Origin of the sequence: Extibacter muris (assembly GCF_004345005.1) — a bacterium.
In the GTDB taxonomy this organism is placed as follows: Bacteria; Bacillota; Clostridia; order Lachnospirales; family Lachnospiraceae; genus Extibacter; species Extibacter muris.
This window is the reverse complement of sequence record NZ_SMMX01000010.1, coordinates 47,551-65,680: the sequence shown is the minus strand read 5'-3', so window position 1 is coordinate 65,680 and position 18,130 is coordinate 47,551. Positions and strand designations below refer to the sequence as shown.

General features: G+C 50.9%; 19 protein-coding genes. 14 read left to right on the top strand and 5 right to left on the bottom strand.

What is annotated here, in order from left to right; genetic code table 11:
* Positions 1–7 precede the first annotated feature (7 nt).
* Genes atpG through atpC form a run of 3 tightly spaced genes read left to right on the top strand, consistent with a single transcriptional unit; the run spans position 8 to position 2,733 of the window.
* Complete coding sequence (gene atpG, locus E1963_RS12740; protein ID WP_132278516.1) at positions 8–904, top strand: ATP synthase F1 subunit gamma; 897 nt, start codon at positions 8–10, stop codon at positions 902–904.
* An 11-nt stretch (positions 905–915) separates the two neighbouring features.
* Positions 916–2,310 carry a F0F1 ATP synthase subunit beta gene (gene atpD / locus E1963_RS12735; RefSeq protein ID WP_132278616.1) on the top strand — a complete coding sequence of 465 codons (1,395 nt, stop codon included), beginning with the start codon at positions 916–918 and terminating at the stop codon, positions 2,308–2,310.
* Between the two features lie 6 nt (positions 2,311–2,316).
* Entirely contained in the window at positions 2,317–2,733 is a 417-nt protein-coding gene (gene atpC / locus E1963_RS12730; RefSeq protein WP_132278514.1) for an ATP synthase F1 subunit epsilon, read from the top strand.
* Here atpC and E1963_RS12725 read toward each other — a convergent pair whose 3' ends face one another.
* The gene (locus E1963_RS12725) at positions 2,734–3,615 is read right to left on the bottom strand and encodes a LysR family transcriptional regulator (protein WP_132278512.1); all 882 of its coding nucleotides are present in this window, start codon (positions 3,613–3,615) and stop codon (positions 2,734–2,736) included.
* A gap of 176 nt (positions 3,616–3,791) precedes the next feature.
* Between E1963_RS12725 and E1963_RS12720 the strand changes: the two genes are divergently transcribed.
* Both E1963_RS12720 and E1963_RS12715 read left to right on the top strand, forming a co-directional pair.
* A complete protein-coding gene (locus E1963_RS12720) occupies positions 3,792–4,823 on the top strand; it encodes a YeiH family protein (protein WP_132278510.1) in 1,032 nt (343 codons plus the stop codon).
* Between the two features lie 157 nt (positions 4,824–4,980).
* Positions 4,981–5,562, top strand: coding sequence for a sugar ABC transporter substrate-binding protein (locus E1963_RS12715; protein WP_132278508.1), 582 nt, complete (start codon positions 4,981–4,983; stop codon positions 5,560–5,562).
* 163 nt (positions 5,563–5,725) lie between these two features.
* Here E1963_RS12715 and E1963_RS12710 read toward each other — a convergent pair whose 3' ends face one another.
* On the bottom strand, positions 5,726–6,784 hold the full coding sequence (locus E1963_RS12710) for an IS110 family transposase (RefSeq protein ID WP_132278506.1): 1,059 nt from the start codon (positions 6,782–6,784) through the stop codon (positions 5,726–5,728).
* A gap of 38 nt (positions 6,785–6,822) precedes the next feature.
* Here E1963_RS12710 and E1963_RS20695 point away from each other — a divergent pair, with 38 nt between their 5' ends.
* Positions 6,823–7,086, top strand: a complete 264-nt coding sequence (locus E1963_RS20695; protein ID WP_243117712.1) for a hypothetical protein — start codon at positions 6,823–6,825, stop codon at positions 7,084–7,086.
* Positions 7,083–7,910 carry a hypothetical protein gene (locus E1963_RS12700; protein WP_132278504.1) on the top strand — a complete coding sequence of 276 codons (828 nt, stop codon included), beginning with the start codon at positions 7,083–7,085 and terminating at the stop codon, positions 7,908–7,910. Before E1963_RS20695 ends, E1963_RS12700 begins: the two co-directional genes overlap by 4 nt.
* A 76-nt stretch (positions 7,911–7,986) precedes the next feature.
* On the opposite strand, the gene E1963_RS12695 is transcribed toward E1963_RS12700, so the two are convergent.
* The 3 genes from E1963_RS12695 to aroF are packed head-to-tail and all read right to left on the bottom strand — an operon-like array spanning position 7,987 to position 10,859.
* A complete protein-coding gene (locus E1963_RS12695) occupies positions 7,987–8,730 on the bottom strand; it encodes an SDR family NAD(P)-dependent oxidoreductase (protein WP_132278502.1) in 744 nt (247 codons plus the stop codon).
* Positions 8,731–8,752: 22 nt separating this feature from the next.
* Positions 8,753–9,814, bottom strand: coding sequence for a 3-dehydroquinate synthase (aroB, locus tag E1963_RS12690; protein ID WP_132278500.1), 1,062 nt, complete (start codon positions 9,812–9,814; stop codon positions 8,753–8,755).
* 31 nt (positions 9,815–9,845) lie between these two features.
* Positions 9,846–10,859, bottom strand: coding sequence for a 3-deoxy-7-phosphoheptulonate synthase (gene aroF, locus E1963_RS12685; protein WP_132278498.1), 1,014 nt, complete (start codon positions 10,857–10,859; stop codon positions 9,846–9,848).
* A 216-nt stretch (positions 10,860–11,075) separates the two neighbouring features.
* Between aroF and E1963_RS12680 the strand changes: the two genes are divergently transcribed.
* The 7 genes from E1963_RS12680 (at position 11,076) to tadA (ending at position 18,029) form a co-directional block, all read left to right on the top strand.
* Positions 11,076–11,276, top strand: coding sequence for a hypothetical protein (locus tag E1963_RS12680; RefSeq protein WP_066580752.1), 201 nt, complete (start codon positions 11,076–11,078; stop codon positions 11,274–11,276).
* Between the two features lie 18 nt (positions 11,277–11,294).
* Positions 11,295–11,975: a 4'-phosphopantetheinyl transferase family protein gene (locus E1963_RS12675; RefSeq protein WP_132278496.1), complete on the top strand. Its 681-nt coding sequence runs from the start codon at positions 11,295–11,297 to the stop codon at positions 11,973–11,975.
* Positions 11,944–13,692, top strand: a complete 1,749-nt coding sequence (locus E1963_RS12670) for a glycoside hydrolase family 2 protein (RefSeq protein ID WP_132278494.1) — start codon at positions 11,944–11,946, stop codon at positions 13,690–13,692. The genes E1963_RS12675 and E1963_RS12670 overlap by 32 nt, the downstream gene beginning before the upstream one ends.
* 156 nt (positions 13,693–13,848) lie before the next feature.
* Positions 13,849–14,856, top strand: a complete 1,008-nt coding sequence (locus E1963_RS12665) for a hypothetical protein (RefSeq protein WP_132278492.1) — start codon at positions 13,849–13,851, stop codon at positions 14,854–14,856.
* Positions 14,857–14,890: 34 nt separating this feature from the next.
* On the top strand, positions 14,891–16,312 hold the full coding sequence (locus tag E1963_RS12660; protein WP_132278491.1) for a deoxyguanosinetriphosphate triphosphohydrolase: 1,422 nt from the start codon (positions 14,891–14,893) through the stop codon (positions 16,310–16,312).
* Between the two features lie 60 nt (positions 16,313–16,372).
* Positions 16,373–17,461, top strand: coding sequence for a DUF6128 domain-containing protein (locus E1963_RS12655; RefSeq protein ID WP_132278489.1), 1,089 nt, complete (start codon positions 16,373–16,375; stop codon positions 17,459–17,461).
* Between the two features lie 91 nt (positions 17,462–17,552).
* Positions 17,553–18,029 (top strand): tRNA adenosine(34) deaminase TadA, encoded by a 477-nt coding sequence (gene tadA / locus E1963_RS12650; protein WP_132278487.1) that lies wholly within the window; start codon positions 17,553–17,555, stop codon positions 18,027–18,029.
* Positions 18,030–18,130 lie beyond the last annotated feature (101 nt).

Genomic DNA, 18,130 nt, shown 5'->3' with positions numbered 1-18,130 from the left:
TGTAACTATGGCAAATGCAAGAGAACTGAAAGAACGGATGGCCAGTATCCAGGAGACCAAGAAGATCACGAATGCGATGTATCTGATCTCCTCCTCTAAGATGAAGCAGGCGAAAAAGAAGCTCCAGGACACAGAACCGTTCTTCTATGCGATGCAGGCTGAGATTGCCAGGATACTGAGGCATGTCCCTGACATGCACAGCCACTTCTTAGACGGACGCCAGAAGAAGTCTCCGGATGAGAGGAAGACGGGATGTATCGTCATTACAGCCGACAAGGGGCTGGCCGGCGCCTATAACCACAACGTGATCCGGCTTGCGGAGGAGATGCTTAGAAAACCGGGAAGGCACAGGCTGTTCGTTCTCGGGGAGCTGGGGCGGCAGTATTTTTCCAAAAAAGATGGTCTGGAGGTGGATACGGACTTCCGGTATACGGTGCAGTATCCGACGATGCACAGGGCCCGCCTCATAACGGCAAAGATGACGGATCTGTTTGAGGCCGGAGAACTGGATGATATCTACATCATCTATACGAGGATGAAGAATGCCATGCAGGAGGAGGCGGAGACGATAAAGCTGCTCCCGCTCAAGCGGATGGACTTTACGCCGGAGAACATGCCTTATCTGTCGGGGGTATACAGGGAAACCGTTACGCTGTATCCGTCCGCCCACAACGTGTTGGACAGCATCGTGCCAAATTATGTAAACGGAATCATATACGGATGTCTCGTCGAGTCGTACTGCAGCGAACACAGCTCACGTATGCAGGCGATGCAGCATGCCACCGACAGCGCGTCCCAGATGCTGGGTGAATTAAATATAACTTATAACCGTGTGCGGCAGGCTGATATTACACAGGAGCTTACAGAAGTAATCGGCGGGGCCAATGCACAGAAAAGGAAGTGAAGCCAGAGATGATGACAAAAGGAAGAATTGTACAGGTCATGGGGCCTGTCGTCGATGTAGAATTTGACAGCAGAGAGGACCTTCCGTTCATAAAAGATGCACTGGAAGTTGACAATAACGGGAGCCGTTCCGTCATGGAAGTGGCACAGCACGCAGGCAACAATATCGCCCGTTGCACCATGCTTGCATCCAGCGACGGATTGTACAGAGGTATGGAAGTGACCGCTACAGGTTCAGGAATCAGGGTGCCGGTAGGTAAGCAGACGCTCGGGCGTCTGTTCAATGTGCTTGGCGAGGCCATTGACGGTGAAAAAGAGATGGAAGACGGCAGCAGACGGTGGGAGATCCACAGGAAGGCGCCCGGATTCGAGGAGCAGAGCCCGGCGGTGGAAGTGCTGGAGACGGGTATCAAAGTGATCGATTTGCTGACTCCGTATGCCAAGGGAGGCAAGATAGGCCTGTTCGGCGGTGCCGGTGTGGGTATGACCGTACTGATACAGGAGCTGATACACAATATCGCCACTGAACACGGTGGGTATTACATATTTACCGGCGTGGGCGAGCGTTCCAGAGAAGGAAACGACCTGTGGACAGAGATGCGGGAGTCGGGGGTCCTGGACAAGACCGCGCTCGTGTTCGGCCAGATGAACGAGCCGCCGGGGGCACGTATGCGTGTGGCGGAGACCGGCCTTACGATGGCGGAATACTTCCGGGATGAGGAGCACCAGAATGTACTGCTCTTCATCGACAACATATTCCGCTTTGTGCAGGCTGGATCGGAAGTGTCCGCTCTCCTTGGCCGTATGCCATCCGCAGTCGGATACCAGCCTACGCTGGCCCAGGAGATGGGAGCGCTTCAAGAGAGGATAGCGTCCACGAAGAACGGCTCCGTCACATCTGTGCAGGCAGTATATGTACCTGCGGATGATCTGACAGACCCGGCCCCTGCGACGACATTCTCCCATCTGGATGCAACGACAGTCCTGTCGAGGAAGATCGTAGAGCAGAGGATCTATCCGGCGGTAGATCCTCTGGAATCCACGTCCCGCATACTGGAGGCGGATGTCGTAGGGGAGGAGCACTATCAGGTAGCCAGAAAAGTGCAGGAGATACTGCAGAAATATAAAGAGCTGCAGGATATCATCGCCATACTCGGCATGGAGGAGCTGTCGGAAGAAGACAAGATGACGGTAAACCGCGCCAGGAAGATCCAGAAGTTCCTGTCGCAGCCTTTCTCTGTCGCAGAGACATTTACCGGCGTCAAGGGAAGATACGTGCCGCTTGAGGAGACCGTGCGCGGATTCAAAGCGATTATCGACGGAGAGATGGATGCGTATCCGGAGAACGCCTTTTTCAATGTAGGGACGATGGAAGAGGTAAAAGAAAAAGCGGAAAAGGAAGTGTAAGAGAACATGAATACATTTTTCGTGAAGATCATATGCAGTGACAAAGTCTTTTTCGAGGGCCGCTGCCAGACCGTTATCCTTCCTACACCCGAAGGGCAGATGGGGGTGCTTGCCCATCATGAGAATATGGTGGTGGCAGTAGAAATCGGCAAACTTAGGCTGCAGACGAAGGAAGGGGAATGGATCGAGGCAGTCGTATCCAAAGGGTTCGCGGAGATAATGAACAACCGCGTCTCTATCCTGGTCAACTCCGCAGAGCGTCCGGAAGATATCGATGTGCTGCGCGCCAGGGAGGCGAAAGAGCGAGCCAGGGAACGCCTGAGGCAGAAGCAGAGCATACAGGAGTACCATCTGTCGCAGGCTTCTCTTGCAAGGGCGATGACGCGTCTGCAGGCGTCGGAGCACGGAAAAAAATACATCTGATCAAGTTAGGAAGAGCTCTTCAAACAGCTGTTCCAATGAAGCGTCGAAGAGGTTATTTTTTTTCCATACGATCGATATTTCATGTGTGATGCCGGGGGATGGCAATTCTATTTCTCTTAGAATGCCGTCCGCCAGCTCTTTTTTTACGGCTGTCTTGTACAGGAACGTTATGCCGCAGTCTGCGGTCACTAGTTCTTTTATCGTATTCATATTACCGATAGTGATGATATTGGCAAAATCTTTCAGGGCGATATCCGCGTCTTCCAGCGCCTGTTCCATAATCATACGTGTGCCGGAGCCAGGTTCCCGGATAATGAGGCTTTCTGCCGTCAGGTCGTGCAGCGCCGCGGGAGGATGGGCAAAGACGTGGCTCTGGCAGCAGACCGGGATAAACTGTTCCTGGCGGTAGGCGCGGTGCCTGTAAGAAGTGTGCGGGAAGTTGCCTTCGAGCAGCGCGAAATCAATCTCACCGTTGTCAAGGCTGCTTAGCAGCTTCTTCGTGTTGGCTACCGTGACGGTGACGTCCGAATCAGGATGAGACTTCAGATAGTGGATCAGTGGCCCGGATATCATGTATTCACCGACGGTCAGCGTCGCGCCGAAGCGGAGCGTGTTTCTTTTGTTCTTGAGCATCGCGATCTGTTCCTTCAGATATATTTCATTATTCCGAAGCGAGTTGAAGGACTTCTGGAGCAGAAGCCCCGCGTCTGTGAGACAGATCTTCTTTCCTTCAAAATGAAAAAGCTTTGTCCCGTAGTAGTCCTCAAGATACTGTATGTGCTGAGACACGGCGGGCTGTGATATGTGAAGCGCTCTGGCGGCTTTTGTAAAGCTCATCTCCCGGCAGACGGTTAGGAAGGTCTCGGTTCTGTTGTCCAGCATAGGATTCTCCTTTGAAGTGACAGCGTTATTATAGTTATTGAACATTAGAAGTTCGATAAGTATGGTATAATGATAACATATGCTTATGAAAAAATAAATAATTATAATTTTACATTATGGTGATTCGATGGTATTATTTTCATGTTGCGTAAGAAGAAGATTCTGGAGGAAATGAGATGGAATTTATAAAGAAGAACTGGCAAGGGATGCTCCTGTGTATCGCCATAGCTGTGCCGTCCATGCTGCTGGGAAAGCAGTTTCCGGTTATCGGGGGACCGGTCATAGCGATACTGGCAGGCATGGTTATTACACTATTTATAAAGGAAAAAGGGAAGCTGGAGAGCGGAATCAAATTTACATCCAAAAAGATTCTGCAATATGCGGTTGTCCTGTTAGGCTTTGGCCTTAACTTGAACGTCATTCTGGAAACAGGAAGGCAGTCGCTGCCAATCATCATCGTCACCATATCAACGTCGCTCATCATTGCATATGTGCTGCACAGGGCGATGCATATACCGGGAAAGATATCTACGCTGGTCGGAGTGGGTTCCTCTATATGCGGAGGCTCCGCTATCGCGGCGACGGCACCTGTTATTGACGCGGACGATGAAGAAGTGGCACAGGCCATATCCGTCATATTCTTCTTCAATGTCCTGGCGGCGGTGCTGTTTCCGATGCTTGGAACGGTACTTGGATTCTCCACGCATTCCGGGGAGGGATTTGGCATCTTTGCCGGTACCGCGGTCAATGACACATCGTCTGTCACCGCCGCCGCTTCTACCTGGGACAGCATGTTTGGCCTCGGCAGCGCCACTTTGGACAAGGCAGTAACCGTCAAGTTGACAAGGACGCTGGCCATTATCCCGATCACGCTCGTACTGGCGTTCATCCGAACGCGTAAGGCTGAAAAAGAGGCAGCAGGGCAGGTATCCCTGAAGCAGGTATTCCCCTTCTTCATCCTGTACTTTATCGGAGCGTCAATTATCACAACCGTGGCTCTAAGCGTAGGTATCTCTGCCGAGGTATTCACGCCGCTGAAAGAACTGTCCAAGTTCTTCATCATCATGGCGATGGCAGCTATCGGCCTGAATACGAATATCTTCAAGCTGGTCAGGACCGGGGGCAAGCCGATTCTGATGGGAATGGCATGCTGGGTTGGCATCACGGCTGTAAGCCTGCTGATGCAGCATTTTCTTGGCCTGTGGTAAAGGATTTCGTACCGTGGGACCGTGTCCCTCCCGGGGAAAAGCAGCAAACTAAAAAATTCCGCCGTATAATCTAAAAAGAGACGTCTGTTACATGACGTCTCTTTTTCTTATACTCTAATCACAACAAACAATTCTAAAGAAAACGGAGGGAAATGTTATGAAGAAATTGTTGAGCGTGCTGCTTGCAGTGGCAATGATGGCAGCGCTCCTTGTGGGATGTGCCGACAAGGAGGAAGCCAAAGACAGCGGCGACGGCGGCAGCAAGGATCTCACGATTGCTTTCAGCTTCGAAGACCTGGAAACAGAATTCTGGGTGGCGGCCCATGAGATTATCACGGACACGCTGAAAGATGAAGGCTACAAAGTGATTGAGCTGAACTGCCAGGGGGATGCGAACAAACAGCTGGAACAGGTCAATGACGCGCTTAAACAGGATATTGACGGAATCATCATGATACCGGTAGACGGAGACACGGCTGTGACAGTTACCACGGCAGCAAATGAGTCTGAAGTCCCAATCGTCATCTTCAACCGTCCGCCGACATCCGACGAAGGCAGCAACATCACAGTAGTGTGTGATAATGCCACGACAGCGGAGGCCACAGTGGATTACATGGTAGAACAGGCGAAGGCAAAATTCGACGAGACCGAAAAGAAGCTGACACCTTGTATACTCGTTGGTGATCTTGGCGACCCGAACGCGATAGAACGTAAGAACGGATTCTACGCCTGGCAGTGAACTGCCGGTGCGCGGCCCAAAAGAATACAAGTCCAGCTAAGAAATGTCAAGAGGTAATATGAAAAAAGTTAAATTTATTACAATAAGGCAAAAAGGGTAACCTTAACAGACCATTCCCAAATCAGGAGTGGTCAGAAGCTGAATATCCAGACCGCTGTGTTGGTTACGCTGCTTTTCCGGCTTTTTCGGGATGCTCTGCTGCAAATCGCCGGCAGTGTTCTTCCGGAGTGATTACCTCAAACGGTTTGTTATCCCGAAGCATGGCAAAGATGATGTTACAGATCTTGTGCATGACGGTTCCCATTGACACAGTCTTTTTCTTGCCGGAGCATTTCCGGGTGTAATAATCATAGACCACGGGATTCACCGGCGTGCCGCTCCCTTTGTTAATCTTCACATTATTGAGTGCGGCCAGATGCTTCTGGTATTCCAGATAAATATCAATGTAAAGGCGGATGCGGACAGCGTTGCTGGAGAGTGCCCGCCCAAAAACAGCGGCATCCTGAGCAGCAGCGATGATCGCCTCGTATTTACGCAGGGCGTAGGCTTCTCCAAAACGTGCTGTGCTGCGGATGATATCTACAATCTCATCTTTGGAAGCGGCAAGCATGTCTTCCGCAAGAGGATAAGCGCTTAGCAGCTTTAAGGAAGACTGGGTGGTGACTTTGCTGAAAACCTTAGCATAAGCGGGAAAAGATACCTTGAGTTCCGCAGTGAGCTTCAGGGTGACAGCAGACGGGAGATCCTTGAAATAGTAATAATCACGAACCAGGTTTCTCAGGTCAACGACAGAATCCTCGGGGAGGATGGAGGTCTTAAGGGAAACGTTCAGACCAACAAGGGCCGCCTTTTTAGGGTCAAATTTATCATTATGCAGTTTCCTTATGTTGATACTTGTGCTATTCTTAGTGATGATAGGATTGATCACGGAGCAGTCAAACCCCTTATCACGAAGGAAGCACAGGAGCGGGATATGGTAGATTCCGGTAGACTCAAGGAAGCAGCGGCTTTTGAGAGAATACGCCTCTTGGGCTTCCTTTATTTTTGTGACAGCGAGGTCCCTGGACCGGGGGTCGGAATGGATGATCTTAAAGGGCTTCCCGACAAAAGAGCCATTGGGGAGCGCAATCGACATCCAGGTAAAATAAGCGCCAATATCAAGCCCCACGGAGAGGTATGAAGAAATGCTGTCAATCAGTGTAAGCAATCTTTTGTAATGCATGATAAAAATCCTTTTCGGCAGGCATCCATTCCCATTAGGTGGATACACAAATTAGCGGCTTATACAGGTATAGCCTGAGGCTTTCCAACCAGCCAAACCATAAATCACCACCGAATGGACAGACAGACTTTCTGAGAGGTTTTCCCGGCCTCCAGCCCCTGATGGATTACATCTGCAGCAACGGATTCGAGCACCATGTAGCTATGAACCGTGGGCATTCTGCCGATGTGCTTGCAGAGGCGCTGGGAAAATATATGGGCGTGGACGTCTATTGCCATCACGGAAAAGGAGCCATAAGATGACAGATTTTGACATCAAGCTGGAGAGGATAGGAGCGCTTCTTGACAGACGGCAGGCAGAAGCCCTCGTAATTGCAAGGAGAGACAACTTTGCCTGGCTCACCGGAGGAGGCGAAAGCAGTGTCATATTGAATCAGGAGAACGGGTTCGTCTATCTCATGGTCACGCGGAAGGAGAGGGCTGCCGTGGCCCTGCGTGCCGATGCAGGCAAAGCAGAGGAAGAGCTCCTCAAAGGGATCGGCTTTACCTTCCATACGCTTGACTGGAAATCCGCGGGAATAGAGTCATATATAGGGAGCCTGCTGGAAGGGAGAAGGGCATTGTCCGACATCCCTCTTACGGGCTGTATGTGTGACACGGCGGCCATATATGAGCTGGAATATCCGATGACGGAGACGGAAATAGGACGTTACAGAGAACTTGGAAGGCTGACCGATGTGATCATGGCCCGTACTGCAAAGCGTATGAGGCAGGGGATGACGGAGAATGAGATAAAGGCGGAAGTGCTCCACGCGTGTGCGGATTATGGCGTAGAGGCGTGGTACCGTCAACTTGGCTACGGACAGGAATGGATGAAACACGGCCACGGAGCGCCGGTCGGCTATATGCTGTCGGATGCCTCTGTTCTGTACGATGATAACAGGTACATGACTTCCGGCCAGGCATATGTGTGGTATGTGACGGTGAGCGGGGCCAAGTCCGCTGAACTTGTGATGAATACGGGACGCAGGCAGGAGATTCTGTCCATGACCGGGGAATGGCCGGAGAAGGCATACCGTACAGAAGGCGGGGATATCATAAAGCTGCCGGACATATGGGTACGATAAACAGGGAGAGAAAAGCCGGGGTATGGTGTAAGACCGCCCCGGCTTATTTCTATAATTCTTTGTTCGTGCTGCAAGATTATAAAGTGGTGAACAGATCGATGGACTGGCCTGTCATGACTGCAGGAGCATCACAGAGCAGGTATACGATAGCCTTTGCCACATCTTCGGAACGCCCCATCTTAGCGTCATCCTGGCCGACGGAGTGATTGTAGACCCTTTGTCCCGGCGTGTCTACGATTCCTGGTGATACGGCGTTGGCTCTTATGCCGTATTCCTGTGTCTGGATTGCGGTCGTCTTAGTCATGGTGATGATTCCGCCTTTGGCGACGGCATATGCTCCCATCTGAGAAGCGATACGCCCCATGCGGGAAGATACGCTTACGATATCTCCACTGCGCTGCTTTATCATGACGGGAACGACTTTATTGATACAGAGGAATGGAATGCGCAGGTTCGTCTTTATAATCTGGTCCCACTGCTCTTCCGACCATTCCCATATTTTGATTGCCTGATGTTCAATATTATTGTATATTTCCTTAGGGTATCCGCCTGCATTGTTGACCAGGATATCTATTGCGCCGAACTGGTCTACGACAGTGTCGACCATAGACTGTACCTGCTCTCCGACCGTGAGGTCCCTGGAGAGCGCGATGGCCTTCCCGCCTTTTTCTTCTATCATCCGTACCGTCTCATCCAGATCGGACTGTGTTCTTGCTACAGCGGCAACGGTTGCGCCTTCTGCTGCTATGGCAAGTGCCGCGTCTCTGCCGATTCCTTTTCCGGCTCCTGTTACAATTGCAATCTTTCCTTCTAATCTCATGATATCTACCTCCAGATATGGTTTATATGGTCCGCAAGTTACGTTTGAAAAAATCGATGGTCGTCGGATGAACATAACTGTTGCCGATTTCCCGGAGAAGGACAATGTTCAGGCGGCCGTTCAGGTTCTTCTTGTCCAGCTCGATTACCTCCGTGAGTTCCCTCAGGGGTATGCCGCACTCGTAAGGAAGACGGTACTGCTTCAGAAGCTCAAGGATCCTTCCGGCATTGCCGGGAGCGGTCAGGCACTGCTCTTCCGATAGCTTCGTAATCTGGTACATGCCTATGGCGACTGCCTCCCCATGGCTTTCACGTCGATAATTGTGGTATTGCTCAATCGTATGTGCCAGCGTATGGCCGAAGTTCAAGAGCATACGTTCACCGGTATCAAACTGATCATGTTCCACGACGTTCCGTTTGATATCTACACAGCTGCTGATGATGGCAGGCAGCTCTTCTTTCAGATCTGCAAAAGAGCTGTGTGTCTCCAAGGTATGAAACAGGCCTGCATCCCGGATGCAGCCGTATTTGATAACCTCTCCCATGCCATCGTTGATAAATCGTTCATCCAGGGTATCGAGCACAAGAGGATCTATCAGCACGAGGGCAGGCTGGTAAAAAGCACCTGCAAGATTCTTGCCCTGAGGCAGATCCACAGCCACTTTGCCGCCCACAGATGAGTCTACCTGTGCAAGCAGAGAGGTGGGAATCTGTACGAGGTTCACGCCTCTTAAGTATGTAGCGGCGGCGAACCCCGCAAGGTCGCCGATAACTCCGCCTCCAAGGGCGATAATCAGGTCGCTGCGCGTAAGTCTGGCATTCAGCAGGGCCAAATAGACAACCGGAAGTGTCTTGAACGCTTTGGTAGATTCGCCGTGAGGCAGCACCAGCTCGTGACAGTCAAAGCTGCCGGATAAGGACCTCTTTAAACGCTCTCCAAAGAGGGGATATACATTATCGTCTGAGATGATCATAACCCTTCTGCCCGAGAATACTTTCGCAATATAGTCGGAAGCTCTGTCCAGTATATTATTTTCTATATATATAGGATAGCTTTTATCACCAAGATCTACATTTAACTTCATATTATAACTCCGTAATCTTATCCGTTTCTGTTTATATGTTCTTTCCGATAACTTTGGCAATCTGGGTCACTTCTCTGAGAAGCTCATCATACTTCTGAGGTTTCAGCGACTGGGCACCGTCACAGAGTGCAGATTCGGGGTCATTGTGCACTTCCACCATCAGCCCGTCTGCTCCGGCTGCGATAGCTGCCTTGGCCATCGGCTCCACAAGCCACCATTTTCCACCCGCATGGCTTGGGTCTACGACTACGGGAAGATGGGTGAGCTTGCGTAGCACCGGGATGCTCTGCAGATCAAGCGTGTTACGTGTATACGTCTCGAAAGTCCGGATGCCCCGCTCGCACAGGATGACATTTTCATTGCCGGATGCCATGATATACTCTGCGGACATGATCCATTCCTCATAGGTCGCATTCAGCCCCCGCTTCAATAGAATCGGGCGGTCGAGCTGACCGAGCTGCTTGAGAAGGTCGAAGTTCTGCATATTACGGGCGCCGATCTGAATCAAGTCTACTTTTTCGTTAAAGCAATCAAGATGGTCCGGGGACATGAGCTCGGTGACGATCGGAAGCCCCGTGGTCTCCTTTGCCTCGCACAGAATCCGGAGCCCGTCAAGTCCCATGCCCTGGAAGGAGTAAGGGCTCGTTCTCGGTTTGAACGCGCCGCCTCTTAAGAGGTTCGCACCGGACTCCTTCGCCTTTGAGGCGATTTCCAGAACCTGTTCTTCGGACTCTACGGAACAAGGGCCTGCAATCAGGGCGAGGTGCCCCCGGCCGACTTTCACGCCCGATACGTCCACGACGGAGTCCTCGGGGTGGAAGGCCCGGTTGGCCAGCTTATACGGTTCCTGGACGTGCATTACTTTATCGACAGAAGAATCTACTTCAAATAACTTGGCATCTATCTTCGTCGTGTCGCCGATACAGCCGATGATGGTCATTTCCTGCCCGACTACGATATGGGTATCAAGTCCTCGGCGTTTTACAAGGTGCTCCACGCGTGATACATCTTCTTGTCTTGTGTTTGGCTTTAATACGATAATCATAATATTTCCTCCGGTTTCTATAAATAATGCGTCTGAATCAGCATGCCTTTATACTGCGGCATATTCGCACTGTAAAATTTTAGTTGTTTAAAGTGTGAAATCATGATTAATACTATCGCATTCGTATAAAGATGTCAATATCTTTTTCAAATATTTTAAAATTAGCCTGTGAAGTGTGATACAATTGGCTTAAATAAAGGAGACGGGAGGGATAATATGGACAGGGAAAAGGAGAGAAGGCTGGAAGCGTTTGAAACGATGTACGAGGCGGTGAGGGCAGAATATGACAGGATTCTAAAGAGGATGGAGATACTCAAAGGAGACGGAAGAAACAAATCGGCAGAGTATAAGGAACTGCTCGGCAGGAAGATGACGTATGGGCGGATACTTGACTTGTACAAAATATATGACTTATAGAAAGAGGCTGTATGACAGATGATCAGGACATATCTTGCGGATATCACGCCGCTGCTGGAACCGGACGCGTATGGACATTGCTGCGGACTTGTGCCTGAATGGCGGAGGAACAAAGCAGAACAGATAAAGCATAAGAAGAATAAGGCGCAGAGCATCGGCGCATGGCTCCTGCTTGAAGCAGCCAGAAGGGAGACTGGGGTTGACGCGTCACATGTCTACAACCTGTCCCATTCCGGATGCTACGTATTATGCGTACTCAGCGATACGGCCGGTGCTGTCCGGGCCGGATGCGACATAGAGATGGTGAGAGAGGCAAAAATGGGCGTAGCACACCGGTTTTTCTTAAAAAGTGAATATGAAAAACTTCTGGAATCGGAAGACAGGGCGGAGCTGTTCTATCGTTTCTGGGTGCTTAAAGAGAGCTTCATGAAAGCGACGAGGCTCGGAATGAAGCTCGGCATGGACCAGTTTGAGATTGGTTTCGATAAAGATGACAGGCCGGTACTTCTAAGCCAGCCGGATGCATTTCAGGAGAAGTTCCGGTATAGGGAGTATAATATAGAAGGAATTGGCGCAAAGATTGCGGTTTGTACCACAGGGGAAGAAATCGCAGACGCGGTGGAGATCGTCGATTTGACGCGTATGCTGCCGGAAAGGGGGAATGTAGATGAAACAGCTGAAGACGAGGTGGACGGATAAGGTTGGCAGAGACGGCGTGCTTACAGAGTACCCAAGACCGTCGCTTAGAAGAAAGAGTTATGTGAACCTGAACGGAGTGTGGAATTATGCATTTACCGATGACAGAAAAAAGCCCGAGGCATTCCAGGGACAGATACTTGTGCCTTTTTCTCCGGAATCTGCGCTGTCCGGTGTCGGGCGGCGGCTGAAGCCGGGAGAATATCTGTGGTATAGCAGGCAGCTGCCTGTCGGGGTTAAGAGGGAAAAAGGCAAGAGATGGATACTGCATATCGGGGCGGCAGACCAGTGTGCGGCAGTCTCTGTGAACGGCCGGCCAGTGGCCAGGAATGTGGGCGGATATCTGCCGTTCTCGGCGGATGTGACAGATATGCTCCGTGACACGGATAATGAGCTGACCGTGCGTATACAGGATTACAGCGACCGTGCTTATCTGGCGAGGGGGAAACAGAAGCTGGACCGGGGCGGCATGTTTTATACGGCACAGAGCGGCATCTGGCAGACCGTCTGGATGGAGCAGGTGCCCGACCATTACATACGCAGGCTGAAGATTACGCCCTGGTATGATAAAGCGGAAGCAGAGGTGCTGGTCAGGACCCGCCGGGAGAGCGGAGTGTCTGTCACTGTCAGTTCTGATGAGGGGCAGGACATTACGGTAGAAGGATGGACGAACCGGCCCATCCGCATACCAATCAGGGATGTACATAGCTGGAGCCCGGAGGACCCGTATCTGTACCGGATACATATACGCATGGGTGAGGATGAGGCAGACAGCTACTTTGCCATGCGTAAGAAATCGGCTGAAAAGGACAAGAATGGCATTATGCGCCTGTTTTTAAACAACCGTCCTTATTTCCAGAAAGGGGTGCTGGACCAGGGCTACTGGCCGGACGGACTGTATACGGCGCCGACGGATGAGGCCATGATATTTGATATCAAGGAGATGAAGCGCCTTGGATTCAACATGCTGAGAAAGCATGTCAAGATAGAACCGGAAAGGTGGTATTACCACTGCGACAGGCTCGGAATGCTCGTGTGGCAGGATATGGTGTGCGGAGGAGAGCCGTACCGGCACTCGTATGTCACCTATGCGGCCACAGCCATGGAGCTGTTCCATATAAGGCCAAAAGACCGGTATTACCGTCTGCTTGGAAGACGGGATGAAAAGAGCAGATCCAGGTTCATACAGGAGATGAAGGATACGGTCCGCACGCTGTACAACCACCCTTCCATAGTCGTCTGGGTCATCTTTAATGAAGGATGGGGGCAGTTCGACGCCAATGCGGTGACAGAGATCGCCCGCAGGGAAGATACGACACGGCTACTGGATCAGGCGAGCGGATGGTTTGACCAGGGCGGCGGAGACTTCAGGAGCGTTCACAATTACTTCTTTCCGTTGCGCATCCGGCCCGGGAAAAGGGTGTATGCGCTTACTGAATTTGGAGGTTACTGCTGGAAGGTGGCGGGACACAGCATGTATCCGGGCCTGTACGGGTATCGGATCTACGGCAGCAAGGAAGAGCTGGGGAAAGGATATGCCGCGCTTATGAAGCGGGGAGTGGAGCCCCTTGTCGGCAAGGGGCTGTCAGCGGTGATATATACACAGCTGTCGGATGTAGAGGAAGAAGTGAATGGAATCTATACGTATGACAGGGAAGTGCTGAAGATAGATGAGGATATTGTGAGAAAATGTAATGACAGGCTCGTCATCAACGAATGAGAAAAGGGGACATCATACAGTTGACGTGTTTTCGCCAATTTGTTAGAATGAAAAAGGGAAAAGCATAGGTTTATGAAGAAACATATGAGTTTACATGCAAACGATAAGACCTATCGGGTGAGTATATTTTTACAAAATAAATAAGGAGGACAAGTCATGCTGAATCTAACATTCGGGGAGCAAGTCAAAATAATCTTAAGCCGCAAGGGAATGACTATCAAGGAACTCGCAGAAACTATAGAGGAACGCACGGGCAAGAAGATGTCACGCCAGAACCTGACTCAGAGGCTGGGGCGAGATAATTTTCAGGAACAGGACATGCGTATGATAGCGGATATATTAGAATGCCCGTTTACGCTCAGCATCCTTGAAGATAAAGACAGTGCGGATAAGACCTCTAACTATAAAGAAGAAAAGAAAACGACCTCTCAACGGAAGCCGGAATCCAGGAGGGAAATAGAAAAGGAAGAAGAAAAGCCAGACAAGCCGGTGGTACCGGAGCGTGATATTACGATCGGGGAACTCGTAGAGATACATGAGGAGCTGGATGCCTTGATTGAAGAAGAGACGGGAGAGCTTCCGCCACTGGATACGCCTGTGGAGGAGCTGCTGGAAGAGGTGGCGGCCCTGGAGGCGGAAGAGAACGAAAGAACTGTAGAGGATAAGCACGACAGGTCACAGGAGCAGGAGGTTAAGAAATCCCACGGCTGGATATCATATCTGCAGAGGCGGCGGAAGAAGCCGGAACAGTTTGCCGCGGGGGATCCGGAAACGGGAGAGGACGAGGACGCCCACAGCGTAGGAGAACCATATGCAGGGCAGGAGGAAACGTATATGGATGCCGTGCCTGGGGAAGAGATGGAAGAAGCGGATGCATCGTACGTCGACTACGATGGCGAGGAAGCCATGGATGAGATGTATGTGGAGCCCGAGGTGGAATATGACGACGAAGACCGGGTAAATGGGGACGTGAACCCGTACACGGGGCGGGAGTATGAGACGAACAGCGTGCGGATGCACCCGAACAGGATTGGCTATGTGCAGGTGTATGATCGGGAAGACCACGCGTGGACGGATATGACGGAATGGGCATTCCTTGGCTATCAGGAGCGTAAGAAGGCGCTGCTTGGCAAGGACTATGAACCACCGATCTATCTGGACTGACGTGAGGCAATCGGAAAGGGAAGTGTAAAAGACAGTGAACTGGGAACAGCTGCTATCAACGAAAAGAAGCCGTGGAGCTTCAAATAAATATACGAAGTCTACAGATTTAAGGAGCGAATTTGAAAAGGACTATCACCGGATTATCGGCAGTGCGTCCTTTCGCAGGCTGCAGGACAAGACGCAGGTATTTCCGCTGGATAAGAGTGATTTTATCCGTACGCGTCTCACGCATTCTCTCGAGGTGTCGTCGCTTGCAAAGTCGCTCGGACAGAATATCGGAGAAAATATACTTGTGCATCAGAAGGATTCCGGCTTCACGCCCGGCATGAAGGAAGATATATGCAATATCCTCCAGTGCGCAGGGCTTATCCATGATATAGGCAACCCGCCGTTCGGACACTTTGGCGAGACTGCGATACGGGAATGGTTTGAGCGCAGGCTTCCTGTGCTTGCGTACGACGGCGGGCCGATTGAAGAGGTGCTGACTCCGCAGATGCGGCAGGATTTTTATAATTTCGAGGGCAATGCGCAGGCGCTCCGCCTTGTGACAAAACTACATTTTCTCGTGGATGAGCAGGGAATGAACCTGACATATGCGCTGCTTAACACGATTGTGAAATATCCGGTCTCTTCTGTCGGCATCAATAAAAAATCGGGCAATATCAAGGACAAGAAGATGGGGTACTATTTTGCGGACGAGGACATGTTTGAAGAGATTGCGGCCCAGACCGGTACCAACGGACTGAGACATCCGCTGACATTTATCCTCGAGGCGGCGGATGATATCGCATACAAGACCGCGGATATTGAGGATGCGTTCATCAAGGGGTTCATCTCCTACCACGAGCTGCTTGAGGAACTTAAGGAGCTGCAGGAGCGATACCCGGATGCGTCGCAGTCCGCATTCCAACCGGCAGGCAAGCTGGAAGGATTATACCGCAGAGGGAAGGAAAGGCATGTGAAGGATCCGGAAGAATACGCGATCAAGAACTGGATCGTACGTGTGCAGGGAGTTCTCATCAGCTGTGCAACGTGCGGGTTCACTTCTAACTATGATGCGATCATGGAGGGCAGCTATAAGCATGACCTGTTCCACGATACTTTTGCAGAAAAGCTGATGGACCTGCTCGGCGATATGGCATACAGAAAGGTGTTTACTTCAGAGGTCATCTACAGGATGGAAGTGGCGGAAGCCGCTATGATCGACTATCTGATGGATAAGTTCGTGACGGCCGTGATACATTATGACGTTCCCGGGCACAAACTGAATTCCATTGATATGCGTATGGTATCGTTTATATCCAGCAATTATAAGAATGCGTACCATTATCATGCGCAGGGAAAGTCTGATGCCGAGAGGCTGTATCTGCGACTTCTGCTCGTGACAGACTATATCTGCGGCATGACGGACAGCTATGCCAAGAGACTTTATCAGGAACTGAAAGCGATTATTTAACATTTTTTACTTCCATTCGGAATAGATTGTGATAAATGGACTACGAATGGGAGTGAAATGTTGAAACGTTTTATACGCTATCTGTATGAATACGAGAGTGGAAGAAGAATGCGGAACGTTGGTTTCGTGAAAGTGGACCAAAGCGACGACGAATGCATCGTACATATACACGGAAAAGGTCTTCGGCTTGAAGGAGAAAAAGAGCTGACCATATATCTCTTCTACGAGAAAGAGAAAGAATGTATCGGACTGCCGCAGGGGACAGTGGAGAATGTAAATCCTGCGGTGAACTATCAGCTGCGGTATACGAAGGAAGATGTCGGTGAACCATGTAATTATGACCTGATAGAGGGGATCATCATGGAGAACAGCTCGCACCGGAAATATGCCGCGGTGTGGGATGACATGCCTGTGAATGTGAACGAGATGCGCCTGTGGACACCTGCAGATCTGTCGCAGGGGACGGAACCGGAAGAGATGCCGGAAGTACCGGAGGAGCCGGAAGTACCGAACATGGATATGGATTACGATATGCCGGATCCGGTGCAGGAGGAAGAAGGGCCGTCCGGCGGGATGTCTGCGGAGCCGGAACGCGGGGGAGCCGCCCGTAACTTTCCCGGAGAAGAGGCAGGTGTCTCAGAGATGGAGGCCGCTGAAGAAGAGGAGGCTGCAGAATCCGGCAGCATTGAAGAATCAGAATCCGTGGCAGAATCCACAAGATTCGTGCAGGTGGAGGCACTGGAAGAAACGGAAGTGACCGAGACAGAATGCAGGACCCGTACGGCGTGCAGCCCGTGCAGGGAAGCGGAACCTGTCAGGCCGGAACCGGATTGTCAGAAGCAGAGCAAAAAATGTACAAAGATACTGCGGCAGGATATCGTGAATCTGCCACGCTGCGAATGGAGACTGTCGAATAACAGCTTCCTGCTCCACGGATACTACAATTATCATCACCTCGTCATCATAGAAGAAGACGGGAACATATGGCTCGGGGTGCCGGGCATCTACCATCCGAAAGAGGCGAAAGCCGCCGAAGCTTTCGGTTTTCCGCAGTTCATAAAAGCTGAAAAGCTGAATGTCGACCTAAATAAAGATGAAAGAAATGACGGAGAAGAATTTGGCTATTGGTGCCGTCATATAAGAAGATAAAAGTTAAGTTGGGGACGTAGTAAACTTCAAAAGGGTTACGTCCCCAATTGACATATGGCCTGTACCTAAATGAGGAAAGGGGTGTACCCAAATGGACAGCATGGATGAAAAGTTTATGAAGGAGGCTATCAGGCAGGCAAGGAAGGCGTATGCTCTGAACGAGACGCCTATCGGCTGTGTAATCGTATATGAAGGCAAGATTATCGGACGTGGCTACAACCGGAGGAATACAGATAAGAATACGCTGGCCCATGCAGAGATTACGGCGATCCGCAAGGCAAGCAGGAAGATAGGCGACTGGCGGCTGGAGGGATGTACGCTGTATGTGACGCTGGAGCCATGCCCCATGTGTGCCGGAGCGATCGTCCAGTCCAGGATGGACAGGGTCGTAGTCGGCTGTATGAATCCGAAGGCAGGATGTGCGGGGTCTGTACTGAATGTATTGCAGACAGAAGGCTTCAACCATCAGACAGAGCTTACGACCGGCGTGTGCCAGGAGGAATGCAGCGGCATGATGAAGTCGTTTTTTAAAGAACTCAGACAGGCGAAGAAGAAAAAGGGTAATTGATTACGTAAGCTGACATGGCAGCGCACAGAGGACCGGAAGGGCATATCACCCTTCCGGTCCTCCTTGAGATTGTTATTTTACCGCATGTACTTTTAGCCTCC

Coding starts and splice junctions, on each gene's coding strand:
- atpG (WP_132278516.1), top strand. CDS start 8: ATGGCAAATGCAAGAGAACTGAAAGAACGGATGGCCAGTATCCAGGAG.
- E1963_RS12670 (WP_132278494.1), top strand. CDS start 11,944: ATGAAACAGCTGAAGACGAGGTGGACGGATAAGGTTGGCAGAGACGGC.
- atpD (WP_132278616.1), top strand. CDS start 916: ATGACAAAAGGAAGAATTGTACAGGTCATGGGGCCTGTCGTCGATGTA.
- E1963_RS12680 (WP_066580752.1), top strand. CDS start 11,076: ATGGACAGGGAAAAGGAGAGAAGGCTGGAAGCGTTTGAAACGATGTAC.
- aroF (WP_132278498.1), bottom strand. CDS start 10,859: ATGATTATCGTATTAAAGCCAAACACAAGACAAGAAGATGTATCACGC.
- E1963_RS12695 (WP_132278502.1), bottom strand. CDS start 8,730: ATGAGATTAGAAGGAAAGATTGCAATTGTAACAGGAGCCGGAAAAGGA.
- E1963_RS12700 (WP_132278504.1), top strand. CDS start 7,083: ATGACAGATTTTGACATCAAGCTGGAGAGGATAGGAGCGCTTCTTGAC.
- E1963_RS12715 (WP_132278508.1), top strand. CDS start 4,981: ATGAAGAAATTGTTGAGCGTGCTGCTTGCAGTGGCAATGATGGCAGCG.
- E1963_RS12665 (WP_132278492.1), top strand. CDS start 13,849: ATGCTGAATCTAACATTCGGGGAGCAAGTCAAAATAATCTTAAGCCGC.
- E1963_RS12720 (WP_132278510.1), top strand. CDS start 3,792: ATGGAATTTATAAAGAAGAACTGGCAAGGGATGCTCCTGTGTATCGCC.
- aroB (WP_132278500.1), bottom strand. CDS start 9,814: ATGAAGTTAAATGTAGATCTTGGTGATAAAAGCTATCCTATATATATA.
- E1963_RS12725 (WP_132278512.1), bottom strand. CDS start 3,615: ATGCTGGACAACAGAACCGAGACCTTCCTAACCGTCTGCCGGGAGATG.
- E1963_RS12710 (WP_132278506.1), bottom strand. CDS start 6,784: ATGCATTACAAAAGATTGCTTACACTGATTGACAGCATTTCTTCATAC.
- E1963_RS12675 (WP_132278496.1), top strand. CDS start 11,295: ATGATCAGGACATATCTTGCGGATATCACGCCGCTGCTGGAACCGGAC.
- tadA (WP_132278487.1), top strand. CDS start 17,553: ATGGACAGCATGGATGAAAAGTTTATGAAGGAGGCTATCAGGCAGGCA.
- atpC (WP_132278514.1), top strand. CDS start 2,317: ATGAATACATTTTTCGTGAAGATCATATGCAGTGACAAAGTCTTTTTC.